Annotated in this window: 20 protein-coding genes; 7 read left to right on the forward strand and 13 right to left on the reverse strand. The window is 67.4% G+C overall.

Annotation, left to right across the window (positions count from 1 at the left end; translation table 11 throughout):
- The 11 genes from BLV60_RS09655 to argE form a co-directional block, all read right to left on the reverse strand.
- The gene (locus BLV60_RS09655; RefSeq protein WP_093053666.1) at nt 1-303 is read right to left on the reverse strand and encodes a Dabb family protein; all 303 of its coding nucleotides are present in this window, start codon (nt 301-303) and stop codon (nt 1-3) included.
- A gap of 94 nt (nt 304-397) precedes the next feature.
- Nucleotides 398-1,159, reverse strand: coding sequence for a slipin family protein (locus tag BLV60_RS09660; RefSeq protein ID WP_093054241.1), 762 nt, complete (start codon nt 1,157-1,159; stop codon nt 398-400).
- Nucleotides 1,160-1,248: 89 nt separating this feature from the next.
- Nucleotides 1,249-2,424 carry an acyl-CoA dehydrogenase family protein gene (locus BLV60_RS09665; protein WP_093053669.1) on the reverse strand — a complete coding sequence of 392 codons (1,176 nt, stop codon included), beginning with the start codon at nt 2,422-2,424 and terminating at the stop codon, nt 1,249-1,251.
- A 7-nt stretch (nt 2,425-2,431) separates the two neighbouring features.
- Nucleotides 2,432-3,592 (reverse strand): acyl-CoA dehydrogenase family protein, encoded by a 1,161-nt coding sequence (locus BLV60_RS09670; protein ID WP_093053672.1) that lies wholly within the window; start codon nt 3,590-3,592, stop codon nt 2,432-2,434.
- Between the two features lie 23 nt (nt 3,593-3,615).
- Nucleotides 3,616-4,515 (reverse strand): SDR family oxidoreductase, encoded by a 900-nt coding sequence (locus tag BLV60_RS09675; protein WP_093054243.1) that lies wholly within the window; start codon nt 4,513-4,515, stop codon nt 3,616-3,618.
- A 34-nt stretch (nt 4,516-4,549) separates the two neighbouring features.
- Nucleotides 4,550-6,499 (reverse strand): acetyl/propionyl/methylcrotonyl-CoA carboxylase subunit alpha, encoded by a 1,950-nt coding sequence (locus BLV60_RS09680; protein ID WP_093053676.1) that lies wholly within the window; start codon nt 6,497-6,499, stop codon nt 4,550-4,552.
- The gene (locus BLV60_RS09685; protein ID WP_093053678.1) at nt 6,496-8,106 is read right to left on the reverse strand and encodes an acyl-CoA carboxylase subunit beta; all 1,611 of its coding nucleotides are present in this window, start codon (nt 8,104-8,106) and stop codon (nt 6,496-6,498) included. The genes BLV60_RS09680 and BLV60_RS09685 overlap by 4 nt, the downstream gene beginning before the upstream one ends.
- 99 nt (nt 8,107-8,205) lie before the next feature.
- Nucleotides 8,206-8,979 carry an MHYT domain-containing protein gene (locus tag BLV60_RS09690; RefSeq protein WP_093053681.1) on the reverse strand — a complete coding sequence of 258 codons (774 nt, stop codon included), beginning with the start codon at nt 8,977-8,979 and terminating at the stop codon, nt 8,206-8,208.
- A 140-nt stretch (nt 8,980-9,119) separates the two neighbouring features.
- Nucleotides 9,120-10,772 carry a PQQ-binding-like beta-propeller repeat protein gene (locus BLV60_RS09695; RefSeq protein ID WP_093053684.1) on the reverse strand — a complete coding sequence of 551 codons (1,653 nt, stop codon included), beginning with the start codon at nt 10,770-10,772 and terminating at the stop codon, nt 9,120-9,122.
- 117 nt (nt 10,773-10,889) lie between these two features.
- Entirely contained in the window at nt 10,890-12,155 is a 1,266-nt protein-coding gene (locus BLV60_RS09700) for a DUF445 domain-containing protein (RefSeq protein ID WP_256328933.1), read from the reverse strand.
- Nucleotides 12,148-13,314, reverse strand: coding sequence for an acetylornithine deacetylase (gene argE / locus BLV60_RS09705; protein WP_093053687.1), 1,167 nt, complete (start codon nt 13,312-13,314; stop codon nt 12,148-12,150). Before argE ends, BLV60_RS09700 begins: the two co-directional genes overlap by 8 nt.
- 105 nt (nt 13,315-13,419) lie before the next feature.
- Here argE and BLV60_RS09710 point away from each other — a divergent pair, with 105 nt between their 5' ends.
- The 4 genes from BLV60_RS09710 to BLV60_RS09725 all read left to right on the forward strand — a co-directional run bounded on the left by BLV60_RS09710 (nt 13,420) and on the right by BLV60_RS09725 (nt 17,508).
- Complete coding sequence (locus BLV60_RS09710; RefSeq protein ID WP_093054247.1) at nt 13,420-14,610, forward strand: glycerophosphodiester phosphodiesterase; 1,191 nt, start codon at nt 13,420-13,422, stop codon at nt 14,608-14,610.
- A gap of 19 nt (nt 14,611-14,629) precedes the next feature.
- A complete protein-coding gene (locus BLV60_RS09715) occupies nt 14,630-15,127 on the forward strand; it encodes a nucleoside deaminase (protein ID WP_093053690.1) in 498 nt (165 codons plus the stop codon).
- Between the two features lie 87 nt (nt 15,128-15,214).
- Complete coding sequence (locus BLV60_RS09720; protein ID WP_093053693.1) at nt 15,215-16,417, forward strand: M20 aminoacylase family protein; 1,203 nt, start codon at nt 15,215-15,217, stop codon at nt 16,415-16,417.
- Nucleotides 16,414-17,508, forward strand: a complete 1,095-nt coding sequence (locus BLV60_RS09725) for a M14 family metallopeptidase (RefSeq protein ID WP_093053696.1) — start codon at nt 16,414-16,416, stop codon at nt 17,506-17,508. Before BLV60_RS09720 ends, BLV60_RS09725 begins: the two co-directional genes overlap by 4 nt.
- Before the next feature lie 22 nt (nt 17,509-17,530).
- Here the strand turns inward: BLV60_RS09725 and BLV60_RS09730 are convergent, their stop codons facing one another.
- Entirely contained in the window at nt 17,531-18,658 is a 1,128-nt protein-coding gene (locus BLV60_RS09730; RefSeq protein ID WP_093053698.1) for an ABC transporter substrate-binding protein, read from the reverse strand.
- 51 nt (nt 18,659-18,709) lie between these two features.
- On the opposite strand from BLV60_RS09730, the gene BLV60_RS09735 reads away from it, so the two are divergent.
- The 3 genes from BLV60_RS09735 to BLV60_RS09745 are packed head-to-tail and all read left to right on the forward strand — an operon-like array spanning nt 18,710 to nt 22,204.
- The gene (locus BLV60_RS09735; protein ID WP_093053701.1) at nt 18,710-20,773 is read left to right on the forward strand and encodes a molybdopterin-containing oxidoreductase family protein; all 2,064 of its coding nucleotides are present in this window, start codon (nt 18,710-18,712) and stop codon (nt 20,771-20,773) included.
- A complete protein-coding gene (locus BLV60_RS09740; RefSeq protein ID WP_093053704.1) occupies nt 20,770-21,894 on the forward strand; it encodes an aminopeptidase in 1,125 nt (374 codons plus the stop codon). The genes BLV60_RS09735 and BLV60_RS09740 overlap by 4 nt, the downstream gene beginning before the upstream one ends.
- On the forward strand, nt 21,887-22,204 hold the full coding sequence (locus BLV60_RS09745; protein ID WP_093053707.1) for a polyhydroxyalkanoic acid system family protein: 318 nt from the start codon (nt 21,887-21,889) through the stop codon (nt 22,202-22,204). Before BLV60_RS09740 ends, BLV60_RS09745 begins: the two co-directional genes overlap by 8 nt.
- 12 nt (nt 22,205-22,216) lie before the next feature.
- Here the strand turns inward: BLV60_RS09745 and BLV60_RS09750 are convergent, their stop codons facing one another.
- Nucleotides 22,217-22,954, reverse strand: a complete 738-nt coding sequence (locus BLV60_RS09750; protein ID WP_093053710.1) for an SDR family oxidoreductase — start codon at nt 22,952-22,954, stop codon at nt 22,217-22,219.
- Nucleotides 22,955-23,008 lie beyond the last annotated feature (54 nt).

Raw genomic sequence — 23,008 nt, forward strand, 5'->3', positions numbered from 1 at the left:
TCAGTCCGCCGCGTAGTCGACCTGGTGCCGCGCGACGCGAAGGTCGCCCAGTTCTTCGCGAATGCGCAGGTGCGCAGGGTGCGTGGCGTAGCCGTCGAGCGAGGCCTGGCTGTCGAACTCGCTGTAGAGCACCACGTCGCAGGCATAACTTGCGCGGCTCGAATCAACGCCCACTTCGATGTGCAGCAGGCCCGGGATCTGGCCGCGCAGCGATTCGAACTTGTGCTTGAGCAGTTGGCGGGCCTGCGTCTTTTCTTCCGGCGTGTCGCCACGCAGGTCCCACATCACGATGTGCTTGAACATGCGCACGATGGTAAGCAGGCGCCTCGCGAAAGGCCATGCGTTGCAGGCCTTCGCGCGTGAAGAACAGTTTTCCGCTTCCGCGCGTTGCGTGCCGCTATGCGTGCTGCTTGCCGAGGAAGCTCGAGATCAGATCCATCGGCAGCGGAAACACGATGGTCGTGTTCTTGTCGGCACCGATCACCGTGAGCGTTTCCAGGTAGCGCAGCTGAATGGCCTGCGGCTCCTGCGCCAGCACGCGCGCGGCCTGGAACAGCTTCTCCGAAGCCTGCAGCTCGCCCTCGGCGTGGATCACCTTGGCACGGCGTTCGCGTTCCGCCTCGGCCTGCCGCGCGATGGCGCGCACCATCGATTCGGTCAGGTCGATCTGCTTGATCTCCACGTTCGACACCTTGATGCCCCATGAAGCCGTCTGCACATCCAGCGACTCGCGCACGTCGAGGTTGAGCTTCTCGCGCTCGGCCAGCATGTCGTCGAGCTGGTGCTTGCCCAGCACCGAGCGCAGGGTGGTCTGGGCCAGCTGGCTGGTGGCGTTGAAGAAGTCCTTGACCTGGATGATGGCCTTCTCGGCATCGACGATGCGGAAGTAGACGACCGCGCTGACCTTCACCGACACGTTGTCGCGCGAGATCACGTCCTGCGTCGGCACTTCGAGCACCACGGTGCGCAGGTCGACGCGCACCACCTGCTGGATGGCCGGTATCACGAGCACCAGACCCGGCCCCGAAACCTTCGAGAAGCGCCCGAGGGTGAACACGATGCCGCGTTCGTACTCCCGGAAGATCCATACCGCTGAAAACAGCAGCACCGCCAGCAGAACAATGATGACGGCGCCGATGCCGGAGGTGAGAGAGAGCATGTTGGTCTCCTGCAACCCAGCGAAAGCGCTGGATGGTTGGACACCCGGCGCGCGGCGGCGTTCCTCGCGGCACGAAGAAAGAAAGGTGACTACCAGCCCATCTGCTTCGCTGCCAGCTCTTTCATGATCTCTTCGGCCCCGCCGCCGATCATCATCACCTTCACCTCGCGGTAGATTCGCTCGCTCACCGTGCCGCGCATGAAGCCCATGCCGCCGAGGATCTGCACCGCCTGGTCGGCGCAGAACTGCATGGTCTGCGTCGCGTGGTTCTTGAGCATGCAGATCTGCGCGACCCATTCGGGTGCATTGAAGCGCCCCGCCGCTTCGAGCGCGTCGCCTTCGGCCGATACCGCCTCGATCCAGGCCTCGGTGGAGGCGATGCGCATCTGCATGTCGACCAGCTTGTGGCGCACCGCCTGGTGTTGGATGAGCGCAGCGCCGAAGGTCTTGCGCTCGCGCGCCCAGGCCAGCGCCTCGTCGAGGCAGGCTTGCGAGAAACCCAGCGTGCCCGCCGCGATGCCGATGCGTTCGCCGTTGAAGTTGCCCATGACCATGCGGAAGCCTTCGCCCTCGTTCCCGAGAAGGTAGCGCGCAGGCACGCGCACGTTGTCGAAGTGCAGCGTCGCGGTGTCGGAGCACAGCCAGCCCATCTTCGACAGGCGCGTGCGCGAAAGACCCGGCGTGTCGCCCGGCACCAGCAGCATCGAGATGCCGCCCGCGCCGCGCCCTTCGCCAGTGCGCACGGCCACGGTGATCCAGTCGGCGCGCATGCCCGAGGTGATGAAGGTCTTCTCGCCGTTGACTACGTAGTGGTCGCCGTCGCCGTCTGTTTCTCGCCTTGCAGTAGTGCGCAACGAGGCCACGTCGGAGCCGCCACCGGGCTCGGTGATGGCAAGCGCTGCGATCTTCTCGCCGCGCAGCACCGGCGGCACGACCTCTTGGCGCACCGCGTCGCTTGCATGCAGCACCACGGGCGGCAGGCCGATGTTGTGCGAGAACAGGCTCGCGAGCACGCCGCCGCTCTTGCCATGGCGCGCGAGCGCGACCCACGCCGGCAGCTTCAGCGAATACGAGGCGGGCGTGCCGCCGAGTTCTTCCGGATAGCCCAGGCCCAGCAGGCCGAGTTCGGCGGCACGCGCGTAGAGCGCGCGCGGAAACTCACCCGCGTCGTCCCACGCCTGCACATGCGGCGCGATCTCGCTTTCGGCAAAGCGCCGCACCGTATCGGCGAGCGCGACTCGGTCGGCTTGCAGTTCGGCGTCCATGCCGTGTTCAACCGCGCGGCGGCCGCTTGGCGATGCCCATGGTCTTCGCAAGGATGCCGAGCATCACCTCGTCGGCGCCGCCGCCGATGGAACCCAGCCGGCCGTCGCGGTACAGCCGCGACACGCGGTTTTCCAGCGTGAAGCCCATGCCGCCCCAGAACTGCAGGCAGGTATCGGACACCTGCCGCGTGAGGCGGCCAGTCTTGAGCTTGGCCATCGACGCGAGTTCGAGCACGTCCTCGCCCTGCACATGCAGGTCGCAGGCGCGATAGGTGAGCGCGCGCAGTGCTTCCACCTCGGTCTTGAGTTCGGCCAGCTTGAACTGCACCCACTGCTGGTCGGCCAGCGTGGCGCCGAACATCTGCCGCTGCTGCGCCCATTCGATGGTCTGCGCGATGCAGGCTTCCATCGGTTCGAGCGAGCTTGCAGCGGCCCACAGGCGCTCTTCCTGGAACTGCTGCATCTGGTAGACGAAGCCCTGGCCCTCTTCGCCGACGCGGTAGCGCTGCGGCACGCGCACCTTGTCGAAGTAGATGAGCCCGGTGTCGCTCGAATTCATGCCGATCTTGCGGATCTTTTTCGCCTTCTCGATGCCGGGGCTGTCCATCGGCACCATCACGAGCGACTTGTTGCGGTGCACGGGGCCGTCGCTGGTGTTGACCAGCATGCACATCCAGTCGGCCTGCAGGCTGTTGGTGATCCACATCTTCTGGCCGCTGATGAGGTAGTCGTCGCCGTCCTTGCGCGCATGGCTCTTCAGGCCCGCCACGTCGCTGCCCGCGCCTGGCTCGCTCACGCCGATGCAGCCGACCATGTCGCCGGCGATGGCGGGCGCCAGGAACTCGCGGCACAGCTCGTCGCTGCCGAAACGTGCAAGCGCGGGCGTGCACATGTCGGTCTGCACGCCGATCGCCATCGGCACGCCGCCGCAGCTGATGTGGCCCAGCGCCTCGGCCATCGCCATCGCGTACGAGTAGTCGAGCCCGGCGCCGCCGAAGGCCTCTGGCTTGTTCAGGCCCAGCATGCCGAGATTGCCGAGCTTCTTGAACACCTCGTGCGCAGGGAAGATCTCGGCCGCCTCCCATTCGTCCACATGCGGGTTGATCTCGTCGTCGATGAAGCGGCGCAGCGTCTTCTGGATCTCGAGGTGTTCGTGGGTGTACTGCATGGTGTCTTGTCTCCGGTCGTTCTTTACTTGTCCTGGAACACGCGCGGCGTCTGTGCGAGGTGAAAGCCATCGAAAGGCCGCACCGCCGCGCGCTGCTGCGTCTGCGCATCGGGGATCTCCATCGGCCAGCCCATGCGTACCTGCGGCCGTGCGCCGTCCACGCGCAGCACGCTGCCGCTGATAAAGCTGGCCGCAGGACTCAGCAGGAAGGCGATGGCGGCAGAGGTTTCGGCCTCGTTGCCGAAGCGGCCCGCGGGCACCGTGTTGCGCATGGCGCGCAGCATGTCGCCGGCTTCGGGCGGGTAGTGGTCCATGCCGCTCGATGCGATGTAGCCCGGCGCCACCGCGTTCACGCGCACGCCGCTCACGGCCCATTCGGCGGCCGCCGTTTCGGTGAAGCTCACCATGCCGGCGCGCGCCGCGCCGCTGTGGCCCATGTTGGGCATGGAGCCCCAGATGTCGGCCACGATGTTGACGATGGCGCCGCCGTCGGCCTGCATGCTTTGCACATAGCACTCGCGCGCGACCAGGAAGCCGCCCGTGAGGTTGGTGTGGATCACCGCCTCCCAGCCCTTTGCCGAGATGGCGGCGAGCGGCGTGATGTACTGGCCGCCGGCGTTGTTGACGAGGCCGTCGATGCGGCCGTGCGCTGCGACGATGGCGGCGATGGCTGCGCGCACCGCTTCTTCCTGGCGGATGTCGAAGGCCTGCGTGCTTGCCTTGCCGCCGCTGGCTTCGATCTCGGCGCGTACCTTGTCGAGCTTCTCTGGCTTGCGGCCGACCAGCACCACCTGCGCGCCGAGCGCCGCGAGTTCGTGCGCTGTGCAGCGGCCGATGCCGGAGCCGCCGCCGGTGACGACGATGACCTGTCCGCCGAACAGGCCGGGTGCGAAGACGGAGCGGTAGCGGGAGGATGCATTCATGCGGAAGACTTTCGGAAACTTGTCTTGAAGAGCGTCACGCGTCGGCGACTTGCGCGACCACATGGCGCGCAGCCACCTGCGCACCCACCGCGACATGCAGTGCGACACGACCGGCACGCGGCGCGCAGTGCACATGCTCCATCTTCATCGCTTCGAGCGTGACGAGTGGCTGGCCAGCGGCGACCGTATCGCCTTCGGCCACCAGCAGAGCGATCACGCGGCCGTTCATGGATGCGCGCAGCAGGCCGTCGCCGGCGGTGCCGTCGGTGCGGAGCACCGCTACGTGCGTGAGGTTCTCCAGCTGGAACGACTGGCCGCGAAAGTGGAAATCCACGCGGTCGGGCTGGCGCACGACGAAGGCCTGTTCGGACAGGCCGCCGCACGAGAAGCGGAGGCTGCCGTCGCCGGGCAGTGCGAGCAATGCGAGCTGCACTGGCGCGTCGTTGTTCAGCGCGATGTCGAACCGGCCGGCGCCGCACGGCATCACCCGGGCCGCGTGCGCCGTGCCGTCGAGCGCGAAGCGAAGGGCGTTGGGCAGCGTGTGTGCGAGCGGCGAGGGCCAGCCACGGTCACCCAGTTGAAGGAGCAGGGCGGCGAGCAATGCGGCGCGAGTGTCGTTCGCCGCGTCGGCGACGAGCAGGGCGTCGAGGTGATCGCCGATGAAGGCGGTCGTAGCCGCACCGCTTGCGAATACGTCATGCGACAACACACGCTGCAACAACTGCTGGTTGGTCGAGATGCCGAGCGTCACCGTGTCCTGCAAGCCCGCGATCAGCCGGTGCCGGGCTTCCTCGCGCGTGCGGCCACGCGCCACGAGCTTGGCGATCATCGAGTCGTAGAAGGGCGGCACAGCGGCGCCGTCACGCAAGGCGTGTTCGGTGCGCAACGCGGCCGAGGGCCGCCACGCCGCGAGCGTGCCGCTCTGCGGCATGAAGCCCTGTTGCGGATCTTCGGCGCACAGGCGCACTTCGATCGCATGGCCGGTGATGCGCACGTCTTGCTGCGTCAGCGGCAAGGGCTCGCCGGCTGCGACGCGCAGTTGCAGCTCGACGAGGTCGAGGCCCGTCACCGCTTCGGTCACCGGGTGCTCCACCTGCAGGCGCGTGTTCATTTCCATGAACCAGTACTGGCCTTCGGCGTCGAGCAGGAATTCGAGTGTGCCCGCGCCTTCGTAGGCGATGGCTTTCGCCGCGGCGACGGCGGTGGCGCCCATGCGATCGCGCAGTGCGTTGGACACTGCCGGCGAGGGCGCTTCCTCGACGACCTTCTGGTGCCGACGTTGCACCGAACAGTCGCGCTCGCCAAGGTGGATGGCGTTGCCATGCCGGTCGGCGAACACCTGGACCTCGACGTGGCGCGGCGCGACGATGGCGCGCTCCAGGATCACGGTGGCATCGCCGAACGCGTTGAGCGCTTCGGACTGCGCGCTGTGCAGTTGTCCGGTGAAGTCGTCGGCCGATGTCACGAGCCGCATGCCGCGCCCGCCGCCGCCTGCCGTTGCCTTGATCATCACGGGCCAGCCTATGCGCGCCGCCTCTGCGGCCAGCTTCTCCGCGCCCTGGTCTTCGCCCTGGTAGCCCGGAATGCACGGCACGCCCGCCGCCTGCATCAACCGCTTGGCGCCGGCCTTGTCGCCCATCGCGCGAATGGCTTCCGGCGACGGTCCGATGAAGACCAGCCCCGCGTCTCGGCAGGCCTGTGCGAACGCTGCGTTCTCCGCGAGAAAGCCATAGCCCGGATGCACTGCATCCGCACCGCTGGTGCGCGCGGCCTCGATGACTGCGGCGATGTTCAGGTAGCTCTGCGCGGGCAGAGATTCGCCGATCCACACGGCCTGGTCGGCCTGCCGCACATGTTCGGCATCCGCGTCGGCGCTCGAATACACGGCCACCGTGCGGTAGCCCATCGCGCGCGCCGTGCGCATCACGCGCACCGCGATCTCGCCGCGGTTCGCGATCAGGATCTTGCAGAATGCACTGTTCATGGCCGCGCCACCGAAAACTGCATGGGTTGCGGCACGCGCGCATCGGCATCGCGGCACACGGAAAGAACTTCCGCCAGCACCGCACGCGTGTCGCGCGGGTCGATCACGCCGTCGTCGAGCAGCAGCGCGCTGGTGGTGAACACGCTCATCTGCCGATCGAAGCGCTCGACGATCTGCTGCTGCATCGCATCGATCTTCGCGTGGTCGACCGCACCCTTGCGTGCCATGCCGGCCTCCATCACGATGGCCATGGTTTTTGCCGCCTGCTCGCCGCCCATCACCGCTGTGCGCGCGTTGGGCCACGAGAAGCAGAAGCGAGGTGCGAAGCCCCGCCCGCACATGCCGTAGTTGCCCGCGCCGTACGAAGCGCCGCAGTGCAGCGTGATCTGCGGCACGTTGGCGTTGGTCACGGCCTGGATCATCTTCGCGCCGTGCTTGATGATGCCGGCCTCCTCGTGCGCCCGGCCCACCATGTAGCCCGTGATGTTCTGCAGGTAGACGATGGGCGTGCGCGTCTGGCAGCAGGCCTGGATGAAGTGCGTGGCCTTGGTCGCGCCGTCGGAATCGATAGGGCCGTTGTTGGTGACGATGCCCACGGCGTGGCCTTCGAGCCGGATGTGGCCGCAGACGGTGGCGCTGCCGTAGTGCTCGCTGAACTCCAGGAACTCGGAGCCGTCGGCGATGCGCGCGATGACTTCGCGCATGTCGACCGGCCGCCGTCCGTCGCTGGGCATGATGCCGAGCAGGTCCTCGGCGTCGTAGCGCGGCGGCGTGAACTGGCGCGGTGCTTCGTTGCGTGCCCAGTCGATGCCGCCGAGGATCGAGCGCGCGATGCGGATGGCGTCGCGGTCGTCTTCGGCCAGGTAGTCGCCGAGGCCCGAGATGTGCGTGTGCATCACCGCGCCGCCCAGTTCTTCTTCGGTGGCGATCTCGCCAGTGGCGGCCTTCAGCAGCGGCGGCCCTGCGAGAAAGGCCCGCGTGCGGTCGCGCACCATCACGATGTAGTCGGACAGGCCCGTCTGGTAGGCGCCGCCCGCGGTCGAGGAGCCGTGCGTCACCGTCACCACCGGAAGCCCCGCGGCCGACAGCCGCGCGAGGTTGCGGAAGATGTTGCCGCCGCGCACGAAGTCCTGCACGCGGTAGTGCATGAGATTGGCGCCGGCGCTTTCCACCAGCTGCACGTAGGGCAGCTTGTTTTCGAGCGCGATCTCCTGCACGCGCAGCTGCTTGTCGAGGCCCATGGGCTGCAGCGCGCCGGCGTCGATGCCCGAGTCGGAGGCGCTGACCATGCAGCGCACGCCCGACACCTGGCCGATGCCGGAGATCAACCCCCCGCCGGGCACGCTCTTGGCCAGGTCGGGGTTGTCTTGCCCCAGCCCCGCGAGCGAAGCCAGCGGCAGAAAAGGCGCGCCGGTGTCGAGCAGCAGCGCGATGCGCTCGCGCGGCAGCAGCTGCCCGCGCTTGGCAAAACGCTCGGCCGAGGCGCCGGAGGCCGCGACGGCGCGGGCCTCGTGCGCGCGCACCTGGTCGAGCAGCGCGAGCATGCCGGTGCGGTTGGCCTGGAAGGTGTCGCTGGCCGCTTGCAGCCGGGATTCGATGACGGGCATGGGAAGAGTCTGGGCAGGTCGCTTGTTTTCGCTCTGCACAGACTCTAGGGGGCGGGTGCCGCGCCCGCTTGCGCCTACTAGCTGGTCGTCAGCCGGTCATCAGCTGGCGCGCGCGCGTGGCGCGGCAACGGGGGCATCGAGGCTGCTGCCCGTGACCACCCAGTAGATGAAGATCAGCACCGCGCCGGCCGTGCCGAACACCGTGAGACCCATGTAGCTGCCGCCGATGGCCAGCGCGTCGGCGGGCGCGGCTGCGATGCAGACCATGCTGGCCGCGCTCATGCCCACGTAGTGCATGGTGCAGACCGCCACGCCCATCACGGCAGCGGCCGCGACCTTGTGCGAGAACTTGCGCAGGTTGAACGCCAGCCACAGGGCGGCCGCGGCGGCGGTGACGGCGATGAGCACCGACAGCCCGACCACGGCCAGGTCGAAGTTCATCGAAGCGCGCATGCTCATCGCGAACATGCCCATGTAGTGCATCACGCAGACGCCGATGCCGGCCAGCAGGCTGCCGGCGAGCCAGCCCGATTTGCTGAACTTGCGCCGTCCACCGGCCATGTACAGCGCAATGCCGGAGATCAGGATGGCCGCCACCAGCGACACCACCGTGAGCGGCATGTTGTACGAGATGGCCACCGGCAGGCGGTACGCCAGCATACCGATGAAGTGCATCGACCAGATGCCGATGCCGCCCAGCGCCACCGCGGCGCAGGCCACGACGGCGAGGTTGGGCTTGCCGTCGGCGCCGACCATGCGGCCGGCGCAGATGAGGGCCACCAGCGAGCCCGCGAATGAGATCAGGAAGGAGAGCGCCACCATGCCCAGGGAGTACTCGGGCGACAGGAGTTGGCCTACGACGAGCGGAGTCATGCGATGTCCTTTCAAGTTCAGGAAAAGAGCGCCTCGCAGACCTCCCGACTACCGGATGCAATCGGGACGCCACAAGACGTCCCGCGCAGTCTGTAATATTTGTTTTTAAAAGTAAACTCCAATTTACACTTATTGTTACTCTACCTTACGGGGCGAATTCGATATATCGAATTGTTGCGATCGGCCGACATGTAGATCGTGCCGTCGCGTCCCACGGCAACGCCCGTGACCACGTAGGGCGGAGGCAGCCCGGGGCCGGGCGCGAGGCCGATCGGCAGGTTCTCGGCGACCGTGCGGCGCGTGCCGTCGGGGGCGATTTCCACCAGCCGCCGCGCCGCGCTCTCGGCCACGATGAAGCTGCCCCACGGCGTTTGCGCCACACCCTCGGGCAGCGCCAGTCCGTCGGCCACGGTGCGCAGCGGCGCGCTGGCATCCAGTGGAATGCGCAGCAGCTTGCCGGCCGCCTCGGTCACGTAGAGCGCGCCGTCCTGGCCGACGATCATCTGCACCGGGCCGTTCAGGCCGCTAGCAAGCACTGACTTTTCGGTGAACTTCGGCCCGCTGGCGCGGGTGATGCTGCCGGTAGCTATTTCGGCGTAGATCACGCTGCCGTCGGGCATGGGGATGGCGTCGAACGGTGCCTTCAGGCCGTGGATGGTTTCTACGGTCTTCAGCGTCTGCCGGTCGACCAGCTGCACCGTGCCCGTGAACCACGAACTCAGCGCAAAGAGTTTTGGCGACAGCCCCACTGCGAACGGGTAGTCGAGATCGGGCTCGCGCTGCATGCGGAACACGTCGCGCACCTCGCCCGTGCGCACGTCGACCTGGCGGAAGCCGAAGACGTCGGCCACCCACAGGTCGTTGCCGTCGATCTTCATGCCGGCCGGCACCGCCACCTTGCCGCTGGTGAGCGTGCGAAGTTCGCCGGTGGCGGGGTTGAAGGCCTGCACCTCGTTGTTGGCCATGTTCGACACGTAGATCGTGCCGTCCGGCGCGATGGCCAGGTTGTCGAGCGAGGCCCGCAACTGCTTCGCGACCGTCTTGCGCCCGGTGGCGAGGTCTACTTTCACCAGCTCGCCGCTGCGCGCGTCGACCACCCAGAGGTTGCCCTTGCCGTCGAGATTGGCGGCGGCCGGGATCTTGAAGCCATCGGCGATCACGGTCATGTTGCCGTTCGCAGGGTCGATCTTCACGACCTGGCCCTTGAACCACAGCGGCCCGTAGAGCATGCCGTCGGGGCCGGCCTCGAAGCCGTTGAAGCCGCCCATGTCCTTCTTGATGAGCCGCGGCGGCTTCTGGCCTTCGCGGTCGATCTCCCACAGCGCGTCGCCCAGGAACACCTGCGAGGCGTAGAGCTTGCCGTTGCGGCGGTCGAAGTCGAGCGAGTTGAGGCCCGGCAGGTCCTTGGCCAGCACGCGCATCGGGGCGGTGTCGCTCTCGCGGTAGCGCAGCATGCCCATGAGGTAGTTGGTCCAGGCCAGCTCGCCCTTCGGCCCCACGGCGATGTCGTCGGCCTGGCCTTCGGGCGCATCGAGGAGCACCTTGGCCGCGCCGGTGTTGCGATCGACCTCCCACAGCGTGTTGCCGACGACCGAACCCGCGAGCAGCCGGCCCTTCGCGTCGATGGCCAGCCCGTGCACCCCCGAGAAGGATGAAGGGGCGACCAGCGCCTCAGGAGCACCCCACGATGCGGGCCGCGTGGCAGGCGATGGCGGCGCGATCGTGCTGCAGGCGCCCATCAGGGCGAGGGTGGCGGTCAGTGCGACCGCGCGAAGGCTGCTTCGACAGGGCATGGCGTTTTCTCCTCTTGTTGATGCGCGAAGCAGTCTAGGAGGCGAAAGGGGCCGCGAAGTCTCTCCGGAGACACGATGCGGACTTTCGTCCGCTGTGGATTACCCGAGCCCGTTCGTTCAGCCGCGCAGCAGCTGAGTGACCGTGTGAATCAGCAACCCCACCAGCCCACCCACCAGCGTGCCGTTGATGCGGATGAACTGCAGGTCGCGCCCGATGTGGCGTTCCAGTTCGAGCGTCATCTCTTGCGCGTTCCACTCGCCGACGCGTTCCTCGATGTAGCGGCGGATGTCCTCGCGGTAGCGCTCGATGGCCAGCGGCGCGGCGGCCTCTATCTGCTCGTTGATCCAGCGGCGGATGGCTTCGTCGCCCTGCAGCCGCGTGCCCAGCGCGCCGGCCATCGAGGCGATGCGCTGGCGGATGGCCGAGTCGTCGCGGCCCAGGTCGTCGTGCAGCCACGCCAGCAGCTCGCCCCACAGCCCGTGCAGGTAGTCGCCGAGGGCTGGGTGCGCGATGAGCTCGGCGCGGATCTGCTCGCCGCGCTGCTGGAACTCGGGGTCGAGCTTCAGGCGCACCACGAAGTCGTCGACGAAGTGATCGAAGCGCTTGCGCATCGGATGGTCGGGTTCGGCCGCCAGCTCGCCGATGGTGCGCGCCACGGCCGCGACGATCTTGCGCGTGGCCAGCTTGGCCGCCACCTGGTCGAGGCCCACGTAGCGCAGCGTCTTGATCTCGCGCGCAATGGCCTCGGTGATGTGCGCCTGCACCTCGTCGCCTTCGAGCAGGCCGGCCACCTGCTGCAGCACGTCGTCGAGCAGGGCCTGGTGGCGCCCGCCGGCGGTGAGCGCATCGAGCGCCTGGCCGGTCAGGCGCGAGAGGTCAATTCTTTCGAGGCCGGCCGCGGCGGCACGCCCCATGAAGTCGCGCACCCGTTCGTCGTCGAAGGCCGAAAGTCCGTAGCGCGTGGCGGCCACGCCCCATTCGCCGAGCTTCTCGCCGCTGGCGGGGCGTGCCAGCCAGTCGGCGATGCGCCCGGCCGCATCGAACTGCCGCAGCTTGCCGAGCACCTGTTCGGTGCTCAGGAAGTTGTCGCAGATGAAGCCCGCGAGCTTGGCGCCGATGCGGTCCTTGTTGCTCGGGATGATCGCGGTGTGCGGAATCGGCAGGCCCAGCGGATGGCGAAACAGCGCCACCACCGCGAACCAGTCGGCAATGGCGCCGACCATTGCGGCTTCGGCAAAGGCGGCCACGTAGCCCCAGGCCGGGTGCTGCGCATGAAGCGCGCTCGCCACCGCGTAGAGCAAAGCCGCGCCGCACAGCAGGCCGAGCGCGACACGCTTCATGCGCCCCAGCGCATCGCCGTTGCTTTCCGCCGGTTCAGCCAATGGCGGGCGTGGAAGCAAGGCGCTCCATGAACAGCTCGCAGCGCGCCAGTTGTTCGAGGCTCACGAATTCGTCGGGCTGGTGCGCCTGCTCGATGCTGCCGGGTCCGCACACCACGGTGGGGATACCGGCGTTCTTGAACAGACCCGCTTCGGTGCCGAAGGCCACCAGCGTGGTGCGTTCTTCGCCCGCCAGGCGCTGCGCCAGTTTGGTGATCGGGTTGTCGGCCGCGCCAAGGAAGCTCGGAATCTCGCAGATGGTCTCGAAGCTGAAGCCCGCGTCGGGCGCGACCTTCTTCATCGCCGGTTCGATGCTGCCCGCGTAGGCCACCACGTCGGCCTGCATGCGCTTGGCGTCGGCGGTCGGCAGGTCGCGGAATTCATAGCGGAACTCGGCGTCGCGCGGCACCACGTTGTCGGCGATGCCGCCGTGGAACTGGCCCACGCTCGCGGTGCTGAAAGGCACGTCGAAGCCCTCGTAGCGGGGCTCGTTGCGCTCGAAGTCTTCCGCCATGTCGCGCACCTTGCCGATCACTCGGGCCGCCATTTCGATGGCGTTGACCGACTTCGGCGTGAGCGAGGAATGCGCTTCCTTGCCGCGCACGCAGCACTTGTAGCGGTACACGCCCTTGTGCGCGATGGCGGGCACCATGCTGGTGGGTTCGCCCACGATGCAGGCGATAGGCTTGATGTTGGCGTCGCGCATGTCGGCGATCAGTTCCTTCACGCCGAAGCAGCCGATCTCTTCCTCGTAGCTGAAGGCGAAGTGCACCGCGAAAGGCGAGTCGCTCTCGAGAAAGCGATGGGCATTGGCCAGCGCGATGGCGATGAAGCTCTTCATGTCGGCCGAGCCGCGCCCGTAGAGGCGCTCGTTCTGCACCACGGCGGAGAGCGGGTCGACGCTCCAGTCCTGTCCGTCCCAGGGCACCGTATCGGTGTGTCCCGAGACGATCACGCCGGCTGGCTTGCCTTCGCCCAGCGTGGCGAACAGGTTCGCTTTGGTGCGTTCGGCGTTGTAGGTGATGCGGCTTTTGACGCCCAGGGCCGCGAGGTGGCTCTGCGCGAAGTCGATCAGTTCGAGGTTGCTGTTGGCGCTGACGGTGTTCATGCGCACCAGGGTCTGGGCCAGCAGCAGGCTTTGGGGGGAAAGCGTGTGGAGCATGCAACACATTCTCCCGGAAGTCGGCGCGGCGCGTGCGTGGATGTCGTAGCCGTCACGCGAAGCGGGTACGCTGCCCCTCTTCTTTTGGACGGAGAAACCAGCACCATGCGCACCCTTCAGATCGCCTTGACCGCCACCGCCGCCCTCTGCGTGGCCGCCTGCAGCACCACCGGACCTTCCAGCAACAAGCTGCTGACGCTCGACGGCAACCCGCCGCTGGTCATCGCCCACCGCGGTGCATCCGGCTACCTGCCGGAAGAAACGCTCGAAGCCTATGCGCGCGCCATCGAGCTCGGCGCCGACGTGATCGAGATGGACCTGATCTCCACCAAGGACGGCGTGCTCATCGCCCGCCACGACCCCAACCTCGCCATCAGCACCGACGTGGCCAAGCATCCCCGCTTCGCCTCGCGCAAGAAGACGATCAAGATCGACGGCGAGACCCAGACCGGCTGGTTCAGCAACGACTTCACGCTGGCCGAGATCAAGACGCTGGGCGGCATCTCCACCGACGCCGAGCGTCCGCAGGAATTCAACGGCAAGTTCAAGATCGTCACGTTCCAGGAGATCATCGATTTCGCCAAGGCCAAGTCGAAGGAAACCGGCCGCACCATCGCCATCTACCCCGAGACCAAGAACCCGACCTACTTCCGCGACCTGGGCCTGCCCCTGGAAGACAAGGTCATCGCCGCCATCAACGCGGCCGGCTGGAACAGCAAGACAGCGCCCATCTACGTGCAGTCCTTCGAGCCGGGCAGCCTCAAGTACATGAAGAGCAAGGGCCTGAACACCCGGCTCATCCAGTTGATCGACGGCGACAGCGTCGACCTGAAGACCGGCGCCGTGACCTTCGCCGTGCCCAGCGACCGCCCCTACGACTGGACCAAGGCCGGCGACAAGCGCAACTTCGACGCCATGGTCACGCCCGCAGGCCTGGCCGAGATCAAGACCTACGCCGACGGCATCGGCCCGTGGAAGCGCTACATCGTGAGCATCAAGGGCACCATCGGCGCCGACGGCAAGCCGGTGGATGTCAACAAGGACGGCAAGATCAACGACGCCGATGCCACCGCCACAGCGCCCACCTCGCTGATTGCCGATGCGCACAAGGCTGGCCTGTTTGTGCACCCATTCACCTTCCGCAACGAGTCGCGCCGCCTGGCCTCCGACTACAACAAGGACGGCAAGAACGAATACGGCGTGTACTACAAGCTCGGTGTGGACGGCGTGTTCACCGACTTCACCGACACCGCCCTGGCTGCGCGCGCCGACTACCTGAAGAGCATCGGCCGCTGAGCGGAGGCATCGTCCAGGCATGACCACCGACCTGTCGCCGCGCGACCTCGAACTGCTGCGCATGGCCATCCGCCTGTCGGACGAGTCGAAGGCGCGCGGGCGCCATCCCTTTGCCGCGTTGGTGGCGAACGAGCATGGCGAGGTCGTCGTCACTGCGGGCAACAACTCGATGCCGCCAGAGGGCGACCCCACGCAGCACGCCGAGCTGGCCGCCGCCGCGCAGGCCGCACGCCTGCTCACGCCCGAGCAGCTCGCGCGCTGCACGCTGTACACCAGCGCCGAGCCCTGCTGCATGTGCGCGGGCGCCATCTACTGGACGAACATCGGCCGCGTGGTCTACGCGCTTTCAGAGCATGCGCTGCTCGGCCTGACCGGCGACCACCCCGAAAACCCGACCTTTTCGCTCCCCTGCCGCGAGGTCTTTGCGCGCGGGCAGCGGCGCGTCGAGGTGGTGGGGCCGCTGCTCGAAGAGGAAGCCTCCGCGCCGCACGTCGGCTTCTGGACCGCCGGGCACTGAACCCCGGGTGCGCACGCGGGGTGCGCATTTTTGGTGGTGCCTCGAAACGCCAGAGTGGATAGACTGGCATTTTGAGACGTCCACGCCATGAAACTCATCGACTCGCTCGTCACGCAGGCGGCTGGCATCGCCGCCGTCCGACGTGACCTCCACGCCCACCCCGAACTCTGTTTCCAGGAAGTCCGCACCGCCGACGTGGTGGCAGGCAAGCTCACCGAATGGGGCATTCCCATTCACCGCGGCCTGGGCACCACCGGCGTGGTCGGCATCGTCAAGAATGGCTCCAGCAGCCGCGCAGTCGGCCTTCGCGCCGACATGGACGCGCTACCCGTCACCGAGCTCAACACCTTCGCCCACGCCAGCAAGCACCACGGCAAGATGCACGCCTGCGGCCACGACGGCCACACGGCCATGCTGCTGGCGGCCGCCCAGCACCTGGCGAAGAACCGCAACTTCGACGGCACCGTCTACCTGATCTTCCAGCCCGCGGAAGAGGGTGGCGGCGGCGCCCGCGAAATGATCAAGGAAGGGCTGTTCGAGCAGTTCCCCATGGATGCCGTGTTCGGCATGCACAACTGGCCCGGCATGAAAGCGGGCCAGTTCGCCGTGAGCCCCGGGCCGGTGATGGCCTCGGGCAACAAGTTCCACGTCAACGTGATCGGCAAGGGCGGCCATGCCGCGCTGCCGCATACGGGCATCGACCCGGTGCCTATCGCCTGCGAGATCGTGCAGGCCTTCCAGACCATCCTCACCCGCAAGATGAAGCCGACCGATTCGGCCGTGATCTCGGTCACCACCATCCACGCCGGCGAAACCAACAACGTGATTCCCGACAATTGCGAGCTGTCGGGCACGGTGCGCACTTTCTCGCTGGAGGTGCTCGACCTGATCGAGGCGAAGATGAAGCAGATCGCCGACCACATCTGCGCGGCGCACGATGCCACCTGCGACTTCCGCTTCGAGCGCTACTACCCGCCCACCATCAACACCGAGGCCGAAGCCGACTTCGCGCGCCGCGTGATGGGCGGCATCGTCGGCCCCGAGAACGTGCTGAAGCAGGAGGCCGCCATGACTTCCGAAGATTTCGCCTTCATGCTGCAGGCCAAGCCCGGCGCCTATGCCTTCATCGGCAACGGCGACGGCACGCACCGCGACGTGCACCACGGCGAAGGCCCGTGCACGCTGCACAACGCCAGCTACGACTTCAACGACGACCTCATCCCGCTGGGCGCCACCTGCTGGGTGCAGATCGCCGAGCAGTTCCTCAAGCCCGGCGGCGCAGCGACATGATCGGCATCGCAGAGGCCTTTTCGCCGCGCTACGCCCAGGCGCGCCAGAAGTTCCTGCAAGGCTGCGTGAGCGCCGGCCTCACGGTCGAGCCGCATGCGCATCCGCTCAAGGGGCGCGACGGCGAAGACCTGTCGATGGACGTCGCGCTGGACGGCGACGCGAATGCGCAGAACCTGCTGATCGTCAGCAGCGCCTGCCATGGCGCCGAGGGCCACTGCGGCAGCGGCGTGCAGGTGTTCGCGCTGCACGATGCCGAATGGCGCGAGAAGGCCAAGGCACAGGGCGTGGCGGTGCTGTACGTGCATGCGCTCAACCCGCACGGTTTTTCCTACGGCCGGCGCGTGACGCACGAGAACGTCGACCTGAACCGCAACTTCATCGACTTCTCGAAGCCGGTGCCGGTCAACGAGCCGTATGCCAAGCTGCACGACCTGCTGCTGCCCGCCACCTGGCCGCCCACGCCCGAGAACCAGGCGGCAGTGGACAAGTGGATCGCAAAGCACGGCGCCACTGCCTACCAGGCGGCCGTGACCAGCGGGCAATACCAGTTCGACGATGGCCTGTTCTTCGGCGGCAAGGCGCCGACCTGGAGCAACAAGACCATCCGCGGCGTGCTCAAGCGGCACGCGGGCAACGCGAAGCGCATTGCCTGGATCGACCTGCATACGGGGCTGGGCCCGAACGGTCTGGGCGAACGCATCTTTGCCTGCCGCGACGACAAGGTCGCCTATGCGCGCGCCAATGCGTGGTGGGGCACGCCCGCCGCGCCCGTCACCTCGATCTACGACGGCTCCTCGACCTCGGCGCTGCTGCGCGGGCTGATGTGGGACTCTGTGTACGAGGAGTGCCCGCAGGCGGAATACACCGGCATCGCGCTCGAATACGGCACGCTGCCGATCCTCGAAGTGACCGGCGCGCTGCGTGCCGACCACTGGCTGTACAAGCACCCCCAGGCGCCGGCCGACCTGGCCGACGGTATCCGGGCACGGATGCTGGAAGCGTTCTATACGGATACCGATGCCTGGCGCGGGCAGATCGTCAGCCAGGCGCGGCAGGCGATGTTCCAGGCTGCTGACGGGCTCAGCGGCTGACCTGATCGGTCAGCACAAGCCCCTAAGTCCTGACCCGCCCATCCCCAGTCAGCATCGAAAGCTCGACGAACTTCGACGCCACGTGGTTCTTGGCAGAGAACGACACCTCGAACCCGCCAAACTGCTGGCGGTCGATGCTTTCCAGCCCCGCGATCAGGCTCTCGCGCGTGGGCTTGCCCGGCGCCTTGCGCAGGCCCTCGGTCAGCACCTTGGCAGCCAGGTAGCCCTCCATGCTCGAAAAATTGGCACTCGCGCCGCCGCCGGCCTTGCGTACCGCCTCGGTGAACTCGCGCGCCAGCGCATTGGCCTGGTTGTAGGGCGAGGGCACCACCTGCGTCACCATCACGCCGGCCGCGTCCTTGCCCAGCTCGTCCGCCAGCGCCTGCGTGCCGACGAAGGACATGTTGAAGAAAGTGCCGCCGTAGCCCGCCTTGCGCGCCTCGCGGATGAAGGCCGCGCAGGCCTTGTATGCACCCACCTGCACCACTGCATCGGGCCGCGCCGCCACGATGGTCTTCACCGCCTGCGCCACGTCGGACGAATTGCGCTCCACCGTGGCCAGCGCCACCGGCTTGAGCTGCTGCTCGCCGAGCGCCAGCGTCACGCCGTCGAGCCCGGCCTTGCCGTAGGCGTCGTTCTGATAGAAGACCGCGATCTTCTTCAGGCCCAGGTGGGTGAGCTGCTTCACCATCAGCGCCGTCTCGTCGTTGTACGAGGCGCGCAGGTGGAACACATTCTTCTGGAAGGGCTCGCGCAGCGACATCGCGCCGGTGAAGGGGGCCACGAACGGCACCTTGTCCTTCACCGCCAGCGGCAGCGCCGCCAGGCTGGTCGGCGTGCCGATGTAGCCGAAGAGCGCGAACACGTCTTCCGAGATCAGCTTCTGCGTGTTGGCCGCGCAGCGGTCGGGCTCGTAGCCGTCGTCGAGGTTCTTGATGACCACGTCGCGGTGCCCCGACTGGGCGTTGTACTGGTCCAGGAACAGCTTGGCGCCCTGGTGAAACTGGATGCCCAGCTGCGCCGCCGGACCGGTGAACGCTGCCGACTGGCCCAGCACCAGCGGCGTGTCGCCCTGTGCCCGCGCAATGCCGAAACTCCCCAGCGTGGCGGCCGCGCCGGCGGCCAAAGAAAAATGACGTCGATTCAACATGATGAAAACCCACTCCCGCGCTCTGACTCGCGCACAAATTAGACTCGCCCGATGGCCCACGCACCGGATACCTTGCTCGAAGAAGCGCCTCCCCAGCCCGTAACGACCACCGTGCTGGGCGCCTGTCCCCACGACTGTCCGGACACCTGCGCGCTCGTTACAACCGTCAAGGACGGCGTGGCCGTCAAGCTGCAGGGCAATGCCGCCCATTCGCACACCGGTGGCGTGCTGTGCACCAAGGTGTCACGCTACATCGAACGCAACGACCATGCCGAACGGCTGGTGCAGCCCCTGAAACGTGTCGGCCCCAAGGGCAGCGGCCAGTTCGAGCCGGTGTCATGGGAAGCCGCATTGGACGACATCGCCGCGCATCTTCGAGTATTACAGGGAAAACCCGAAGCTATTGTCCCCTATAGCTATGCGGGCACCATGGGGCTGGTGCAGGGCGAGTCGATGGACCGGCGCTTTTTTCACAAGCTGGGCGCCACCCTGCTGGACCGCACCATCTGCTCGATGGCCGGCGGCGAAGCCATGGTCTACACGCTGGGCGCCAAGGTCGGCATGCGCATCGAATTCTTCGCCGAAGCCAGGCTGATCCTGATCTGGGGCAGCAATTCCATCGCAAGCAACCTGCATTTCTGGCGCCACGCCCAGGCCGCCAAGCGCGCCGGCGCACGGCTGGTGTGCATCGACCCGCGCAAGACAGAAACCGCCGACAAGTGCGACGAGCACATCGCGTTGCTGCCCGGCACCGACGCCGCGCTGGCGCTGGCCCTGATGCACGAGCTGATCGTGCACGACTGGCTCGACCACGACTACATCGCCAGCCACACGCTGGGCTGGGAGCAACTGCGCGAGCGCGCGTTGCAATGGCCGCCGTCGCGCGCGGCCGAAGTCTGCGGCATTCCCGAAGAGCAGATCGTGTCGCTGGCCAGGGCCTACGGCACCACCAAGCCGGCTGCGATCCGCCTGAACTACGGCATGCAGCGCGTGCGCGGCGGCGGCAACGCCGCCCGCGCCATCGCCTGCCTGCCGGCTCTGGTGGGCGCCTGGCGCAACCGCGCGGGCGGCCTGCTGCTGAGCAGCTCTGGCCACTACCCGGTCGACCGCGCCGCGCTGCAGCGCCCCGACCTGCTGGCCGGGCGCAAGCCGCGCACCATCAACATGAGCACCATCGGCGACGCGCTGCTGGACACCGCCAAGCCGGTGGAGGCCATCGTGGTCTACAACAGCAACCCGGTGGCGGTGGCGCCCGAGTCGGCCAAGGTGGCGGCGGGCTTCGCGCGCGAAGACCTGTTCACCGTGGTGCTGGAGCAGTTCCGCACCGACACAGCCGACTACGCCGACTACCTGCTGCCCGCCACCACGCAGCTGGAGCACTGGGACATTCACTGCAGCTACGGCCACACCGACGTGCTGCTGAACCGCCCGGCCGTGGCACCGCGCGGCGAGGCCCGCAGCAACGCCTGGGTGTTTCGCGAGCTGGCGCGCCGCATGGGCTTTACGGAGTCCTGCTTCTCGGATTCCGACGAGACGCTGTGCCGCACCGCCTTTGCCGACAACGCCATCGACTTCCCCGAGCTGCTGGCGCAGGGCTTCACCAGCGTGAAGCTGCCCGAGGCGCCGTTTGCCGAAGGCAGCTTTCCCACGCCTTCGGGCCGCTGCGAATTCTTCAGCGCGCGCCTCGAAGCCATGGGCATCGGCGGCCTGCCCGACCACGTGCCCAACTGGGAGCCGGCCGGCAGTTCGACCGAATTTCCGCTGGCCATGATCTCGCCGCCGGCGCGCAATTTCCTCAACTCCACCTTCGTCAACGTGACGAGCCTGCGCGCCATCGAGGTCGAGCCGCTGCTCGAAATCCACGAGGCCGACGCCGCCGCACGCGGCATCGAGGACGGCGCGATGGTGCGCGTGTTCAACAAGCGCGGCGAGCACCGCTGCCGCGCCGAGGTCTCGCGCCGCGCGCGGCAGGGCGTGGTGCACGGCATGGGCATCTGGTGGCGCAAGCTCGGCATGGACGGCACCAACGTCAATGAGCTGACCAGCCAGCGCCTGACCGACATCGGCCGCGGCCCCACGTTCTACGACTGCCTCGTCGAGGTCGAGAAGGCGTGAGGCCTCTCCCCGCGCTTGCGCTGGCCGGCGCGCTGTTGCTCACCGGCTGTGCCGACCTCGGCTACTACTGGCAGTCCGCCAGCGGCCACATCGGCATCATGCGGGCCGCCAAGCCGGTGCCCGAGTGGCTGGCCGACCCGGCCGTGTCCGCGCCGCTGAAGGCCAAGCTCGAACTCACGCAGCGCATCCGCCGCTTCGCTTCCGCCGAACTCGGCCTGCCCGACAACGCCAGCTACAAGTCGTATGCCGACCTGCACCGCCCCGCCGCCGTGTGGAACGTGGTGGCCGCGCCGCCGTACTCGCTCACGCTCAAGAGCTGGTGCTTCCCGGTGGCGGGCTGCGTGGGCTACCGCGGCTACTACAGCGAGGACGCGGCCAAGGCCGAAGCCGAGGCGCAGAAGAAGCAGGATCTGGAGGTGGCCGTGTACCCCGTGCCCGCGTACTCCACGCTGGGCTGGATGAACTGGGCCGGCGGCGACCCGCTGCTGTCCACCTTCATCGGCTACCCCGAGGGCGAGCTAGCGCGCATCGTGTTCCACGAACTGGCGCACCAGGTGCTCTACGTGGCCGGCGACACGGTGTTCAACGAGTCGTACGCCACGGCCGTCGAGCGCATTGGCGGGGCGATGTGGCTGCAGCGCGAAGCCGGCGAGCAGGCCCGCCGCGAGTACGCGCAGTTCGATGGGCAGCGCCAGGACTTCCGCGCACTGGCTCTCAACACCCGCCGCGCGCTGACGCAGGTCTACGAATCGCCCGAAGCCAAGGCCAAAGACTGGGCCAAGGTCGAGGTCATGAAGCAGGCGGCCATGGCCGATTTCCGCGAGCGCTACGCGAAGCTGAAGGAGGGCTGGTCCGGCCCCCGCCGCAACGCCTACGACGCCTGGGTGGCGCGCGCCAACAACGCGGCCTTCGGTGCGCAGGGCGCCTACGACGATCTCGTGCCCAGCTTCGAGAAACTCTTCGAGCACGAAGGCCACGACTGGCCGCGCTTTTACACTGAGGTCCGGCGCATCGCCGCGCTGCCGACCACGGAAGAACGCCGCAGTGCCTTGCAGGCGGCGACCGGCATCATGCAAACCCATTCCAGCCCGGAACAAAAAAACGGAGATCACGGTGCCTGACATCCATATCGAACGCAACCACACGCTGGGCATCGCCGGGGCGCGCGTCGCCGCACGCCAGTGGATCAAGCAGGCCGAGCAGGAGTTCGGCCTCGAATGCGTCTACACCAAGGGCGAAGACCGCGACGTGGCAACCTTCACGCGTGCGGGCATCGACGGCACCGTCGAGGTCACGGCCAGCACCTTCACGCTCGACGCGACGCTGGGCTTCCTGTTCAGCAGCTTCAGCGAAATGATCGAGCAGAAGATCACGCGCAACCTCGACGCGTTGCTCGAATCCCCCCGGGGTGGCGGCACCCGTCTCGCCTGAGAGACTTCGGCTTCAGACGATGGTGTAGCCGCCGTCCACCGGCAGCGCCACGCCGCTCACCATCGACGCGCCATCGCTCAGCAGAAAGAGGATCGGCGCCACCACTTCCTCCACTTGCGCAAAGCGGCCCAGCGGAATGTTCCTGAGGGCGGCAGCGCTCTTGTCCGCGTCGGCCCAGGCCTGTTCGGCCATGGGCGTGAGCGTGACGGTCGGGTTCACGCTGTTCACGCGGATGCCGTGCGGCCCGAACTCCAGGCACAGCGAGCGCGTGATGGCGTCCATCGCGGCCTTCGAGGCGCAGTAGCAGAGGTGCGCGTCGAGTGCGACCAGCGAGGCCTGGCTCGACACGTTGACGATGCTGCCGCATATGCCGGCCGCGATCATGGCCTTGCCGCAGCGCGAGGCCACGAGCGCTGCGGCGCGTGCGTTGACGGCCATCACGGTGTCGAAGCTTTCGGCCTTCATTTCGACAGCGGATTCGAGCAGTGCGATACCGGCGCAGTTCACTACGAGGTCGAATGCTTGCAACGCAGCGAGCGCATGTTCGAGTGCGGGAGCTTCGGCCACGTCGAGCACGAGTGGCGTGCAGCCGGCTTCGGCGTGCAGCGTCTCCAGCGCCGCGGCGTTGCGTCCCACGGCTGTGACCTTTGCGCCGGACTGCGCGAGTCGCATCGCCACTGCTCGGCCTATGCCGCTGCTCGCGCCGGTCACCAGTGCGCGTTGGCCGGAGAAGTTGAAGGAGGTTGTCATGTCAGTTGCTTCAGTGTTCGTTCGGGGTGGGTGCGAATGACACCGGGTGCTCCC

The sequence above is a fragment of the Variovorax sp. YR634 genome (assembly GCF_900106655.1).
Lineage (GTDB): Bacteria > Pseudomonadota > Gammaproteobacteria > Burkholderiales > Burkholderiaceae_C > Variovorax.